The organism is Yersinia fenwicki (genome assembly GCF_043099325.1).
Classification (GTDB): Bacteria; Pseudomonadota; Gammaproteobacteria; order Enterobacterales; family Enterobacteriaceae; genus Yersinia.
This window is the reverse complement of sequence record NZ_CP170755.1, coordinates 1,584,694-1,598,082: the sequence shown is the minus strand read 5'-3', so window position 1 is coordinate 1,598,082 and position 13,389 is coordinate 1,584,694. Positions and strand designations below refer to the sequence as shown.

Here is a 13,389-nt window from a genome sequence, read left to right as displayed (position 1 = left end):
CATAAAGAAGTATTAACAATAGCTCACTAATTACAGTTTGTTACTGTGACCCAGCTCAAGTTTATCTCTGCCAAGCCGTTACTTGAATTACGCCTTCCCCTTTATTTAGGACCCTCTATGCTTGATTCCATTCGTTCACGTATCTTGGCTGCCTGTATTATCATCGTGGCGGGCTCCCTTGCCATTAACACTTACTTTAACTACTCCGTTGCCAACAAATATAACAGTAGTGCAATCGATAACACCTTGAAGGCGGTCACCGCCAGTCATGGGGTTGGAATTGCGGACTGGGTGGCGATGAAGACACAAATGATTGTGTCTCTTAAAGAGAGCGCATTGGCAGCGGACCCTATTGCAGCCTTACGCCAGGTTGCCGCTGCAGGTCACTTCATTAACGTTTATATTGGTTACGCAAATAAGACAGCCGTTTTTTCTAATCCTGATGGTATTCCTGCTGGCTACGATCCCACCGGGCGTCCCTGGTATTTACAAGCAGTGAAAGCGGGTAGCCCAGTGGTGACTCCCCCTTATATTGATGCAGGGACTAATCAATTAGTTGTGACTTTTGCATTACCTATTATTCAAGATGGTAGTGTGAAAGGCGTGTTAGCAGCCGATGTCACCATGGATAGCGTGATTTCGAACGTGAAATCCATCCATCCAACGGATGATAGCTTTGGTATGTTAATTGATGCGGATGGCACCATTATTGCACATCCCGATTCACAGTTAACCCTTAAGCCGTTGAGTGAGATAGCACCAACATTGGATCTTAAGACACTGCTAACTGCCACCTCCCCTACCGCAGCTGAGTTAGGTGGCAGCACTAAGTTGTTGCTCGCGCAAGCGGTACCCGGTACCCAGTGGTTTACCGTGGTCGCCCTAGACAAAGCTCATGCCACTGCGGGTATGCGTTCATTATTAACGACATCTTTAGTTACTCTGATCGTCATTATCTTAATTGCTGTAGTCATTATTAGTTTGATTACACAACGTGCGCTGACGCCATTGACACATGTACACAAAGCGATGGATGCCATCAGTTCAGGTACTGAAGACTTAACTCAGCGATTACCGGTCGAAGGCCGCGATGAAGTCGCCAAAATAGCCCTTTCATTCAATAATTTTGCCGATAAGCTCAGTGGCGTCATGGCGCAAATCCGCAATACTAGTGAGTCTGTCAGCATTGCCGCCAATGAAATTGCAGCGGGTAATCAGGATTTGTCGGGTCGAACAGAATCCGCCGCCGCCAGTTTGCAACAAACCTCGGCAGCATTAGAACAAATATCAGCAACCGTAGCGCAGTCTGCCAGTGCGGCAAGACAAGCTAATACAGCGGTGCTTTCTGCAGCTAATGATGCTTCTCGTGGTGGCGAGGTTATCGCTAAAGTGATTACTACCATGGAATCTATTGAGGCTGCTTCGGGTAAAATTGGCGATATCACCAGTGTTATCGATGGTATTGCTTTCCAGACCAATATTCTGGCCCTGAACGCAGCAGTAGAAGCGGCTCGAGCGGGTGAGCAAGGCCGTGGGTTTGCTGTGGTCGCAGGGGAAGTTCGCACATTAGCCCAACGAAGTGCGCAAGCGGCTAAAGAGATAAAAACACTGATTGACTCGACTGTCAGCAGTGTCGCCTCTGGCTCTGGGCAAGTGCGTCAGGCCAGCAATACCATGACTGAAATTGTGAGCAGCGTATCTGATGTCACAACAATAATGTCAGAAATCACTAACGCCGCTGATGAGCAAATGCGCGGCATTCATGAGATCAACAGTGCGGTGACGCAATTAGATACTATGGTGCAACAAAATGCCGCATTAGTGCAGGAATCGACCGCAGCCTCAGCAGCATTACAAGCTCAGGCAGCTGATTTGACCAGTGCCGTTAACCAATTCAGAATCTAACGCACCAGTTCAATAGCATGTGTTTTCGTTGTGTTTCAGCGGGTGACCTTTAACCCACTGAAACACAACGCTATTCAAGTAATATCCGAGCACCAATTTTAAGTGGTGAAAAATGATCTCCCGCAACGCCTGCCTCGGTTAATGCGAGCTTCAATTGTTGTGGCGGCTCATCCAGTGATTCATCAGCTAACTCAAACACACCCCAGTGGATAGGCACCGTCGTAGGTTGCTGTAATTGCTTAAATAACTGTACCGACTGCTGCGGGTCCATATGCTGCGCATTCATAAACCAGCGCGGGGCATAAGCGCCAATCGGTAAAGCGGCATAGTTGAATGGCCCCAATCTTTCACCAATGCTCAGCAATTGCGGGCAATACCCCGTATCACCGGTGAAGTAGAAATTAATTGCATCGCGTTTAACCACCCAGCCTGACCACAAACTTTGGTTGCGATCCCAAGGTGTGCGCATGCTCCAATGGCGTGCGGGCACACAATGAAACTCAAATTCAGCCGCGAGATGGGTGTCCCACCAATCCAATTCGTGAACATGGCGAGCACCATGATGCAGGAACCATTTTTTCAGCCCTAACGGGGCCAAAAAAGTCACGTCGGGGAATCGACGCAATAACTGGGTGATGGTCGTGACATCCAGATGGTCATAATGATTATGGGAAATCACCACCACATCAATATGTGGCAAGGCTTTAACGCTGGCCGGTGCCGGTGTTTTACGAGCTGGCCCGTAAAAATTGAGAGGTGATGCTCGATTGGAAAGTACCGGATCAAACAGAACAGTTTTGCCGCCAACGCGCAATAATAACGAAGCATGACCCAGCCACCATAATGCATCTTGCTGCCCACTAAAGTCTGCCAGTTGCCACCAGTCCGCAACAAACTGCTCATACCCCTGTTGCGGAGGCTTAGGCAATGAAAGGCGCTTTCGTTCCTCACGCCAGCGTTGTAAATCTTGTGGATGATGGACGACTGGCTCCAGATTTTGAAAGCCAAACTCGGTGTGGTGTGGCTTACTGGCATCATAATAAGGATTTTTCTTCGCCATTTTACCTCCTTCACTGCCAGCCACTGTTGCAGCCAGAAATATTCATGGGCCATGCCCGTAACCGCCCCACATGCTCAACATTGATATTTGAGCACAGCGAGCCACAAATCTTAATGCTGGTGATGATATTTCAGGCGACTGTTTAAAATCTTGCCATACCTATCACGGTCATGATTGCCGCAAGCGTGCATTATCACTCATTCGTATTCTTATGGATATTTTGTTTTTTAACGAAGATTCCCACTCACCACTAATTTGATTCATATCAACTTTTACTGCAATTCACGCCGCTTCAGGCCACAAAATCCTTTTTCGTGATCAATCCCTCACTTTTAAAAACACCGTACCTTTATAAAGAAAACGATTATCCATTATTTATAAAACATTGTTTTAATTTTAGGTGGCGATATAAATGAGTAAAGCGATTACAACAAGACACACACTGGCGTATGGGAGCGCCAACTTACTGGGGAGTGGCGCGCTGGCAATCAGCGGTGCCTGGCTGATGTATTTCTATACCACCTTTTGCGGCCTTTCTGTCGTTGAAGCAGCCACTATCTTTTCGATCGCCAGTATTCTCGATGCAATCAGCAACCCGGTAATGGGCTATATCACTGATAACTTTTACAATACCCGATTGGGCCGCTTGTTTGGCCGCCGTCGCTTCTTTATCTTGCTTGGGATTCCACTTGTATTAGTCTATCCAATGCTCTGGATGAGCGGGTTTGGTTTCTGGTATTACCTGCTAACCTACGCATTGTTTGAACTGATTTATACTTCCATCATGGTGCCTTATGAAACACTGGCCACCGAGATGACAACCGACTTCGCCAAGCGCTCGAAACTGACCGGTTCTAAAGCTATTTTCGGCAAAGTTGCTAACTTCCTGGCAGCCTTTATCCCCGGCCAATTTATTGCTATTTATGGCAAAGATTCAGCAACACCTTTCCTCTATACCGGTATCGCTTACGGTTTGATTATGTGCTGCGCCATGATCTGGCTTTACAGCTCATCTTGGGAGCGGCCAGCCAGCGAAGTGGTTAGGGAAACTACCAGCAGTCTAAGTCAGGCCTTGAAAAAACTCTGTATTGATATGGCCTCAACTTTCCATCTGCGTATTTTCCGCAAACATCTGGGTATGTATCTGTTCGGCTTTGGTGCTGAATGGTTGTTCGCATCTGCATTCACCTACTTTATTATTTTTGGCCTAGGTCAAGATGCCGCACTGGTTTCTCAGCTCAATAGCTTCAGTTCAATCATGCAGTTGATTTCTACCGCTATCTTTATCGGTATTTGCGTCAAAATGGGCTTTGCACGCCCGTTTCGTATTGCTCTGCAAGTAGTGATTGTTAGTGTAATTGCCTATGCGGCGCTCTACTTCACAGGCTGGTCTCAGACCACTATCGTGGTTGTGCTGTTCTGCATCACCGCTGTTTTCGGTCTAAGCACCGGCGGTATCTACTACATTCCCTGGACGGTTTATACCTTCCTGGCGGACGTAGATGAAGTGCTGACTGGCCGTCGCCGGGAAGGAATCTATGCTGGAGCCATGACGTTTGCCGGTAAGATGGTGCGCTCGATTATCGTCTTCGCTATGGGCTGGACATTAAGCCGCTTTGGCTTTGTTTCCGGGCAATCGAGCCAACCGGAAGTGGCGGTGCAAGCTATAGTTGGCGTCTTTGCCATCGGGGTTGTCTCACTGGCGCTGGTCGCTATTTATTACACTACACAGATGAAACTGGATCGGAAGAATCACAAGATCCTGCTGGAAGAGATTGATCGGATTAAAAGTGGCGGTGCTATGGCCGATATTCCGGCTCATGCCAGAGCCGTGACGGAAGAACTCACCGGTTGGAAGTATGAGCAGTGCTGGGGAAACAATCCCCTTGGTATGAAAGAATCATCGAATGTGATACCTAAACCGGTCACGGAAAGCTAATAGAATAAGATTGTCACCATAAACCGCAGCGGCACGACTCCGTTGCGGTTTCGTTTCCTCGCCACTCCTGACACCGCTTTTCCACAGTGTAAATTATTCGCTCACCCGCAAATTTCAGCAGGTTTTAAACCAATATCCGATTACTATAAGCCTACGAACACTTATTTTTCTTTTTGCACATGGATAAAAGATTGCTGAAACATTTCTCCCCTCCGCTACTGGCCGCAGCTCTGTTCGCCATGCCATTACGCAGCTATGCCAACACCGAGCTTTTGACATCACAAGTTGTTGATCAATATGCCGAACATATCTTCTATAACAGTGGGGCTATGGGGATGGCGCTAGTGGTTATTGATAATAATCAGGTGGTCAATCGCAGTTTTGGCGAAACCAAACCCGGTAACAATCTGCGCCCACGGCCTGACTCATTGATCCGCATTGCCTCTATCACCAAGCTGATGACCAGTGAAGTGATGGTCAAACTGGCCGAAGACGGCACGGTAAAACTGACTGATCCTCTGCAGAAATGGGCGCCTAAAGGTGCCAAAGTCCCGGCTTATAATGCTAAACAGCCGATTACTCTGCTCAATCTGTCCAGCCATACCAGCGGCCTACCGCGCGAACAACCCGGTGGTCCACAAAAAAGGCCGGTATTTACCTGGCCAACCAAAGATAACCGCTGGCAATGGCTGAAACTGGCTAAGGTCACGGTGCCACCCGGTGTAAAAGCGGCTTATTCGAATTTAGCTTACGACTTGCTGGCTGACGCGCTCTCACGCGCTTCAGGAAAACCTTATACCAGTCTGCTGCGCGATAAAATCACCGCCCCGCTGGGGATGCGTAACACCACTCTCACCCCAACGGCTGAACAATGTAGTCGTTTGATGGTCGGCGTCGGCAGCAGTCGCTGTGAAAACACTGTTGCGGCAGCAGGCAGCGGTGGGATTTATTCAACACCAGAAGATATGCAGCGCTGGATGCAGCAATTCTTAGCTTCCAATAACAGCGCGCGCAAAAGCACCGCAAAACGTGAGCAAGCGCTCTATTTTCAGCGCCGCGATTTGGTTTCATTAAAAGGTATGGATGTTGCTGGTCAAGCCGATGCGCTGGGGTTAGGTTGGGTCTACATGGCACCTAATGCCGAACTGCCGGGCATCATGCAAAAAACGGGCGGCGGCGGCGGGTTTATTACTTATATGGCGATGATCCCGGAGAAGAACATTGGGGTTTTCGTGGTAGTCACCCGCACACAACTGACAAAGTTCACCAATATGAGCGATGGTGTGAATCGATTGGTCGCTCAGTTGGCAAAGAATAGCTGACTTAATCAGCGGCAGTGAGGAATCCTGCCGCCATTCACATTTATCGGAAAGCAAAAAGCCCGTTATCTTATTCAGATAACGGGCCTTTAATTGGTGCCGGCACCAAGAGTCGAACTCGGGACCTACTGATTACAAGTCAGTTGCTCTACCAACTGAGCTATGCCGGCGTAATTTGGCGGAAGGATAGAGATTCGAACTCTAGGACCTGTTACAGTCGACGGTTTTCAAGACCGTTGCCTTAAACCACTCGGCCATCCTTCCAATGAGCGGCATTATCATCTATAGCGTGATGATATGTCTAGTGTTTCATTCAAAAAAAATTGAAATTTGGTTCGTTTGGTTAAACTTCAAGCCGAAATTGGTCAAAAAAAGTCAAAGCGATTAAAAATACACCCAAGACTGAAGATAAATATTAGAAGTTAGCAAAGCAAAATAGCAGGCACAAAAAACGCGGCCAAATGGCCGCGTTTTATCAGAAGCTATTTATCAGGATTAGAACTGGTAAACCAGACCAACCGCTACGATATCATCAGTGTTGATACCGGCATTTTTGGTGAAGTTATTTTCATCCAACAGGTTGATTTTGTAATCAACATAGGTGGACATGTTTTTGTTGAAGTAGTAAGTCGCACCGACATCAACATATTTCACCAGATCCTGGTCGCCGTAGCCATTGCCCAAGTCTTTACCTTTAGATTGCAGGTAAGCTAAAGATGGACGCAGACCGAAATCAAACTGGTACTGAGCCACTAACTCGATGTTTTGCGCTTTGTTGGCGAAGCCCGCATCAGTGTTATCATTGCTAAAGTTACCGAAGCGAGTCAGGTTGTAAGTCTGGGCATAAGTTGCGGCCAGATAAACATTATTCGCATCGTATTTCAAACCACCAGAATAGGCATCAGCACGGTCACCGTGACCAAATGCCAGGTTATTTTGGTCATCAGTACGTTTAGAACTAGCCATTGCCGCAGATGCACTTACACCCCAGCCCAGGTCATAAGATACGGACATACCGTACCCGTCACCATTTTGGCCTTGTACTGAACGGCCATTGTTGGTTTCAGTGCCGTCGCCATTTTTGCCCTGATATTGCAGAGCAAAGTTCAGGCCATCTACCAGACCAAAGAAATTGGTATTACGGTAAGTCGCCATGCCGTTACCACGTTGTGACATGAAGTTGTCAGCACCGTAAGTATCGCCACCGAACTCTGGCAGCACGTCAGTCCAAGAAGTTACGTCGTACAGCACACCGTAGTTACGACCGTAATCGAAAGAACCGTAATCAGCAAATTTCAAACCAGCAAAGCCAATACGGGTAAAGTTACCTTGGTCTTGGTCTTCTGCTTTATTTAAATTTGCCTGATATTCCCACTGGCCGTAACCGGTCAGTTGGTCAGTAATTTGTGTTTCGCCTTTCAGGCCAAAACGCATGTAAGACTGGTCGCCATCTTTACTCTTGTCGTCAGAAAAATAATGCAAACCATCAACTTTGCCGTACAAGTCCAGTTTATTGCCGTCTTTGTTGTAAATTTCAGCCGCGCCTGCGCTACCGGCAACTAATAAAGCTGGAACAAGCAGGGAAAGAACTCGAAGTTTCATCGTTATTATCCTCTAATTATTAGATCTAACTATGCCACTGCTCTTGCGAGCATATAATCCCAATAGGGTTATTCTATTGTGGTAATAAGATCGGGATTAATCTATACAGAAAATGCTACGAAGTCTCGGATAATGTTTCATAACCCCAAAAAGCATTTCAAAATGTAAATAACAGCGAACTTTCACAGAATTTACAAACACAGGTAAATATAGCACCCATAATCAAGAATAATTATTAAACTATATAAAACAGTTAGTTATTGAATTACAATAACAGCACAAATTGACAAGTAACCTCTATCAATTAGGAACTATAATAAATCCGCTATCATCATTATTTTACTATTTCCCTCATTGTGGCCCTCGCGGTCAGATAATTCGTAAGTGTTACGGCCGGTCTTTGACCGGCTTTTTTATTGCCTGCGATATATATCGTAAAGTATATTTATAACGGTGGATATGTTTAAAGAATGAAATGATAGCCAAGTGATATAGTTTCATGTTTTTATTTAAGCACGAATAGCTTAAGCTGTTGAGGACAATAAATAGCCAGGTAACTAAACTATTACCAGACTATTTATTGGTTTTACTTCATATTTTTCGTCAGATAAACACCCTATCTAGCCTGAACTCTGGCACAAATAGGGTCAAAAAATGCGGTAATAATATTAACGCTCTCTCAATGATTCCTTCACTTTATTCAGCGGTTTGATCAGATAATCCAAAACTGTTTTTTGGCCGGTTTTAATTTCTACGCTGGCCACCATGCCCGGTAATATTGGGAATAATTTGCCAGCCTTATTGGTCAGATCAGCCCGACTAGTGCGAACATAAATCCGATAGTAGAACTGATCTCGTTTGACCTCATCCTGCAGTGTGTCCGGTGAAACTGTTTCCACAACCCCGGTCAAATTGCCGTAGATAGATGCATCATAAGCGGTTATTTTGACTGTCGCTGGCAACCCTGGCCGAATGTAAGCAATATCGCGTGGGTTGATACGCGTTTCGATCAGCAGTTGCTCTTCGATGGGAACTATTTCCATCAGTTTACCGCCGGGCTGCAACACGCCGCCAACGGTTGAAACCTGAATATCCTTGACGATCCCACGCACCGGTGAAATAAGCGTGGTTCGCGTAAGCTGGTCTTGCTTACCGGAAACCACCTGCAACTGTGCATCTAAATCCGCATTATTCTTCACCTGCTCTTCTCTGGCTCTGACTGCATACTGATTGCGCGCTTCATCAATTTTACCGCGCAAGTCACTTATCTGGCGTTGTAACCGAATCACCTCTACCTGACTGGCTGCCCCTTTAGCCACCAGTGGCTCCGTCATCCGCAGTTCTTGCTGCACAAGTTTCAGGGATTGCTGCAAGTTGCTCACGGTTTCAGTGAGATTCTGCCGTCTGGAAAGATAAAACTGTGTTTCTCGTGCTACCAACTCAGACTCTTTTAAAGTGTCCGCACTGAAAGCCAATGCGGCGCCCGTTAGCTCGGCCCGCAGACGTTCCGATGATGCGCGCAAGGTCCGCACGCGAGCGGCAGCCTCACCATAATTAGATTGAAAACGGGTCGGATCGAGGCGAGCTAGAATTTGTCCTTTATTGATGATGGCCCCTTCATGTACCAATAACTCATTGATAATACCGCCATCCAGGCTTTCTATTAGTTGTGCGCGACTGGATGGCGTGACTTTCCCGGTGCCTACCGTGACCTCATCGAGAATGGCGAAATAAGCCCAAATGAACATCACAATCATCCCAACCAACATCAGCCAAACAATGGCTGACATGTGCCGCTCCTGATGCGCCCTCTCTTGTTGCAGGCTTAGACTGCTCATAGCTCACTCCTGTTAGACAGCACCTTGTTGCGATTTATTCGCCATCGAATTGAGGATATGGTCGCGTGGGCCATCGGCCACCACCCGTCCGTTATCCATAACAATGATGCGATCCACCAACTTTAATAACGCTGGCCGATGAGTCACCAACACCAACATGCGGCCATCTAACCAGGCATGCATCTGACGAATGACATAATCCTCCAACTGCTCATCCATCGACGCCGTGGGTTCATCCATCAAGACAACTTGTGGATTACGTAGAATCATGCGGCTCAGCAATACCATTTGGCGCTGTCCACCCGATAACCCCTGCCCACCTTCATTAATAATCCGGTCAAGACAGGCAGCATCCTGTTGCACCATAGCTATCGCACCACTGATCCTCAGTGCCTCTATCATTTCCTGCTCCGTGGCATGTGGGTGCCCCAGCATCAGGTTTTGCCGAAGTGAGCCAAAGAATAGGCGGGAATCCTGCGATAAAAAGCCCAGTTGGCGGCGCAAATCAGCGGGTTCAATGCGTTTGATATCCACGCCATCAATCACTACTTTGCCCTGTGTGGCAGTGGCCTGACCGGCCAATAGTTTTAGTAAGGTAGATTTACCTGCCCCCACCTTGCCCAGAATCGCCACTTTCTCTCCAGGCTTGATTTCCAGTGCACCGATAGCAACCACGTTTTGCCCTTTTTCTTCATCATAGGTGTACTGCACATTACGTAATTGGTAGTGACCGCTCAGTATTGGACAATGCGCTAACTCTCCCTCTTCGGGACGGTCTAACGGTTTTTTGAGCAGTTCATTCAGGCCGGTCATGGCACTTTTCGCATGCTGCCAGCGCGAGAAAACCATTGTCAGCTGCATTAATGGCGCGATAGTTCTGGAAGAGAGCAAACTGCTGGCGACCAGCGTACCGGTGGTAATCTCACCGGCCAGCACCAGGTAGGTGCCAAAAACCAACATTCCGGCATAAGTTAATTGCGATACCGTCGACGCCCACCCGGTCAGGCGCGCTCCCCATAGCCGCTGTTTCATCCCGATAGCAGCACTCACCTCATGGGTTTGCTCCCATTGGCGCTGGAAATATGGTTCAGCCTGTAAAGCTTTAATATCTTCAATACCTTCAATGGTTTCGACCAAAATGGCATTGCGCAGTGCCCCTTCACGCATGCCCTCTTTAGCCAGTTTCGCCATCGGGAATTGAATCAATAAACCGGGGATAACAATGAGTGGGATAGCTAAAAGCGGGATAACCACCAGCGGACCACCGATAAAGGCCATAATCGCCAGAAACAGCAGGACAAACGGCATATCTGCCGCCGCACCTACCGTGGTGGATGTTAGCAGTTCACGCACCTGATCGATTTCTCGAAGCTGGGAAATAAAGGATCCCGTCGATTTGGGGCGTGCTTCATTCTTGATGGCCATCGCTCGTACAAATAGCATCGATGACACATTAAGGTCGATTTTTTTACCCATCAAATCAGAGATCTGAGTGCGGGTCAGCCGAATGATATATTCCATAAATGCGGCGAGTAAAACACCAAAAAACAGTACCCATAATGTGGCGTATGATTGCGCCGGTATCACCCGATCATAAACCTGCATTGAAAACAGGATCCCCCCCAACGCCAGCACATTACCCAGTACTGAGGCGAGCGAGATTTCAGCAATTTTACGCCCGGCACCGCGAAAATTCTGCCAGAACCAGTGCTGCTGGTAGGGCCGAATAAATTCATCAACACGGCTATCGCGGCCACGGTTGGCAACCCCAACTATGACCACCCGGCCCTGGCTCCGCGCCACTAAGTCCTCCAGACTGATTTCACGTACCACATCGCCGCCATCACTGAGCCAATAACTCACCAACCCGTTGTCATTGATGTGTTCCAATACCGCCACACTGCCGGGCTCCAACTCCAGTAATACCGGGAGTAATTCATTGCGCCAGCGGACTTTTTTCAGCGGCATCACGTTGGTCTGTAAACCCAGCAGACCACTGAGTCGCTCCAATTGACGTAAACCAGTTAATTGCTCAAACCACCGCATTTGCTGGGCAAGAAAGTTCATATCAGCGGGTTTGCCATAACGGCTGGCCACTCTCGCCATTGCTGTTATCCAGACCTCTGTTGGCGTAGATTGCGTTGTCATGTTACCCCTGCCTTGTGGGCTATAATTTTTCTGGCGGGTAAAGCGGCCTGTCATACCCTAAATAATTCGAGTTGCAGGAAGGCGGCAACTGAGTAAATCCCCTGGAACTTACATAAGTAAGTGACTGGGGTGCGCGAAGGCAGCCAACGCACATGCGGCTTGAGGAATGACGGATATTAGAGAGTGGGTAACCTTTCACCACTCTGAGCGACCCGGTCAATTCCCAACATATCCACCAAATTATCGACGGCAGAAGCATAGCGTGCAGTGGCATCCCAGCCGTCATACAGCGCCATCAGCCGCATAGAGTCGGCCTGCAACACATCCTGCTCTACACTCAGCAAATCATTCAGGCTGCGTTTACTTAACTTATATTCATCCTGATAGACACTGCGGGTGTGTACAGCACTTTGCAGTTGCTGCTCGCCTGCCTGTTGGCGCTGTATGGCACCAATCATGTCGGCATAAGCCGTGGCTGCCTTTTGATTCACATCCAGCTTGGCTTTTTCCACTTCAGCTTGTGCCGCAGCGCGCATACCCTCAGCAGCCCTGACTTTGGCACTGACCGCTCCTCCTTGATAAACCGGCGCTTCAACTGCCAGTTGCACCTGATCATCCCAATAAGAACGTGACTCATTTTCATAACGTGTTCTGCCCGCCTGTATCTTTAAGGTGGGCCAATGCTGCGCCTGACTTTGCCTTACCCGTTGCAGCGCGGCCTGTTGTTTAGCCTCGGCGCTACGCACCGCGCTGCTGGCGTCATAAGGAATGGCATTCAGAGTGACTTTTTGTTTGAGCAGATCTTTGGGTAGATCCGGCAGGTTATCAGACACCACGCCGGTCAGTACCGTCAGTTGCGCCTGAGCCGAACGTTGCTGCGCCCGATATTGCTCCAGCGTCGCCACCATACCGGCGATGCGAGTTTCAGCTTGCAACACATCAGATTGCGAACTGAGACCCGCATCCGCTCTCAGTTGGGCGGTCTGTTTGACTTTATCCAGAGAGTCAATATTGTTACGCGCTACTACACTTAACGCCTGATAGCGTTTGACTTGCAAATAAGCTTGGACCGTACTCAGCCCCACGGCAGTCATAGTGTTGAACAGGTCATAGCGATAGGCCTCCGACAAAGAGGCCTGTTCATCAATACTGCCACCGGTTTTGCCAAAGTCATACAGCAGTTGACTCAGTTGGATTCCGGCTGACGCATTGCTATTCAAGCTGCCCGCAGAGTCAGTTTGATGTGATTTCCCAGTCGCTCCTTGCAAAGAGACCTGTGGATACCAACCACTTTCGGCAACCTCTAAATCCCCGTTTCCCACTCTTATCTGCGCTGCCGCCTGTGCAATCTGCGGATTACGGGCGAAAGCACGCAAGATAGCCTCGCGCAAACTCAGCTCTGCCAGTTGCTCTTCGCTCGGTGCAGCTTGCCAGTTAAAAGCTGGTGCCGTCGCGGAGTCAGCCGCCTGCACTGACGGCTGCCCCATCACCGATAACACCGTTATCACCCACAATGCGCCGGAGAGACGCCGGCGAGCAAAATATTCGGTTGTTCTTTTCATCGCCGACAGACTCCTG

Annotated in this window: 8 protein-coding genes and 2 tRNA genes; 3 read left to right on the top strand and 7 right to left on the bottom strand. The window is 48.3% G+C overall.

Annotation, left to right across the window (positions count from 1 at the left end):
* The first annotated feature begins 117 nt into the window (after positions 1-117).
* Positions 118-1,905, top strand: a complete 1,788-nt coding sequence (locus ACF3VQ_RS07255) for a methyl-accepting chemotaxis protein (protein ID WP_392434247.1) — start codon at positions 118-120, stop codon at positions 1,903-1,905.
* Positions 1,906-1,975: 70 nt separating this feature from the next.
* On the opposite strand, the gene ACF3VQ_RS07250 is transcribed toward ACF3VQ_RS07255, so the two are convergent.
* Positions 1,976-2,965 carry an MBL fold metallo-hydrolase gene (locus ACF3VQ_RS07250; RefSeq protein ID WP_392434244.1) on the bottom strand — a complete coding sequence of 330 codons (990 nt, stop codon included), beginning with the start codon at positions 2,963-2,965 and terminating at the stop codon, positions 1,976-1,978.
* Between the two features lie 412 nt (positions 2,966-3,377).
* Here ACF3VQ_RS07250 and ACF3VQ_RS07245 point away from each other — a divergent pair, with 412 nt between their 5' ends.
* Both ACF3VQ_RS07245 and ampH read left to right on the top strand, forming a co-directional pair.
* Complete coding sequence (locus ACF3VQ_RS07245) at positions 3,378-4,904, top strand: MFS transporter (protein ID WP_392434241.1); 1,527 nt, start codon at positions 3,378-3,380, stop codon at positions 4,902-4,904.
* Between the two features lie 179 nt (positions 4,905-5,083).
* The gene (ampH, locus tag ACF3VQ_RS07240; RefSeq protein WP_392434238.1) at positions 5,084-6,226 is read left to right on the top strand and encodes a D-alanyl-D-alanine-carboxypeptidase/endopeptidase AmpH; all 1,143 of its coding nucleotides are present in this window, start codon (positions 5,084-5,086) and stop codon (positions 6,224-6,226) included.
* A gap of 91 nt (positions 6,227-6,317) precedes the next feature.
* On the opposite strand, the gene ACF3VQ_RS07235 is transcribed toward ampH, so the two are convergent.
* The 6 genes from ACF3VQ_RS07235 to ACF3VQ_RS07210 form a co-directional block, all read right to left on the bottom strand.
* Positions 6,318-6,393, bottom strand: a tRNA-Thr gene (locus ACF3VQ_RS07235).
* Between the two features lie 6 nt (positions 6,394-6,399).
* Positions 6,400-6,487: transfer RNA gene (locus ACF3VQ_RS07230), tRNA-Ser, on the bottom strand.
* 231 nt (positions 6,488-6,718) lie between these two features.
* Positions 6,719-7,825, bottom strand: coding sequence for a porin OmpC (locus ACF3VQ_RS07225; protein WP_392434235.1), 1,107 nt, complete (start codon positions 7,823-7,825; stop codon positions 6,719-6,721).
* 668 nt (positions 7,826-8,493) lie between these two features.
* Complete coding sequence (locus ACF3VQ_RS07220) at positions 8,494-9,663, bottom strand: HlyD family efflux transporter periplasmic adaptor subunit (protein WP_392434232.1); 1,170 nt, start codon at positions 9,661-9,663, stop codon at positions 8,494-8,496.
* 12 nt (positions 9,664-9,675) lie between these two features.
* Positions 9,676-11,811 (bottom strand): type I secretion system permease/ATPase, encoded by a 2,136-nt coding sequence (locus ACF3VQ_RS07215; protein ID WP_392434229.1) that lies wholly within the window; start codon positions 11,809-11,811, stop codon positions 9,676-9,678.
* Positions 11,812-11,987: 176 nt separating this feature from the next.
* On the bottom strand, positions 11,988-13,298 hold the full coding sequence (locus ACF3VQ_RS07210; protein WP_392435481.1) for a TolC family outer membrane protein: 1,311 nt from the start codon (positions 13,296-13,298) through the stop codon (positions 11,988-11,990).
* Positions 13,299-13,389: the final 91 nt, after the last annotated feature.

What these genes read in the sequence shown, in the direction of transcription:
- ACF3VQ_RS07255 (WP_392434247.1), top strand. Translation starts at nt 118, where the DNA reads ATGCTTGATTCCATTCGTTCACGTATCTTGGCTGCCTGTATTATCATC.
- ACF3VQ_RS07250 (WP_392434244.1), bottom strand. Translation starts at nt 2,965, where the DNA reads ATGGCGAAGAAAAATCCTTATTATGATGCCAGTAAGCCACACCACACC.
- ACF3VQ_RS07245 (WP_392434241.1), top strand. Translation starts at nt 3,378, where the DNA reads ATGAGTAAAGCGATTACAACAAGACACACACTGGCGTATGGGAGCGCC.
- ampH (WP_392434238.1), top strand. Translation starts at nt 5,084, where the DNA reads ATGGATAAAAGATTGCTGAAACATTTCTCCCCTCCGCTACTGGCCGCA.
- ACF3VQ_RS07225 (WP_392434235.1), bottom strand. Translation starts at nt 7,825, where the DNA reads ATGAAACTTCGAGTTCTTTCCCTGCTTGTTCCAGCTTTATTAGTTGCC.
- ACF3VQ_RS07220 (WP_392434232.1), bottom strand. Translation starts at nt 9,663, where the DNA reads ATGAGCAGTCTAAGCCTGCAACAAGAGAGGGCGCATCAGGAGCGGCAC.
- ACF3VQ_RS07215 (WP_392434229.1), bottom strand. Translation starts at nt 11,811, where the DNA reads ATGACAACGCAATCTACGCCAACAGAGGTCTGGATAACAGCAATGGCG.
- ACF3VQ_RS07210 (WP_392435481.1), bottom strand. Translation starts at nt 13,298, where the DNA reads ATGGGGCAGCCGTCAGTGCAGGCGGCTGACTCCGCGACGGCACCAGCT.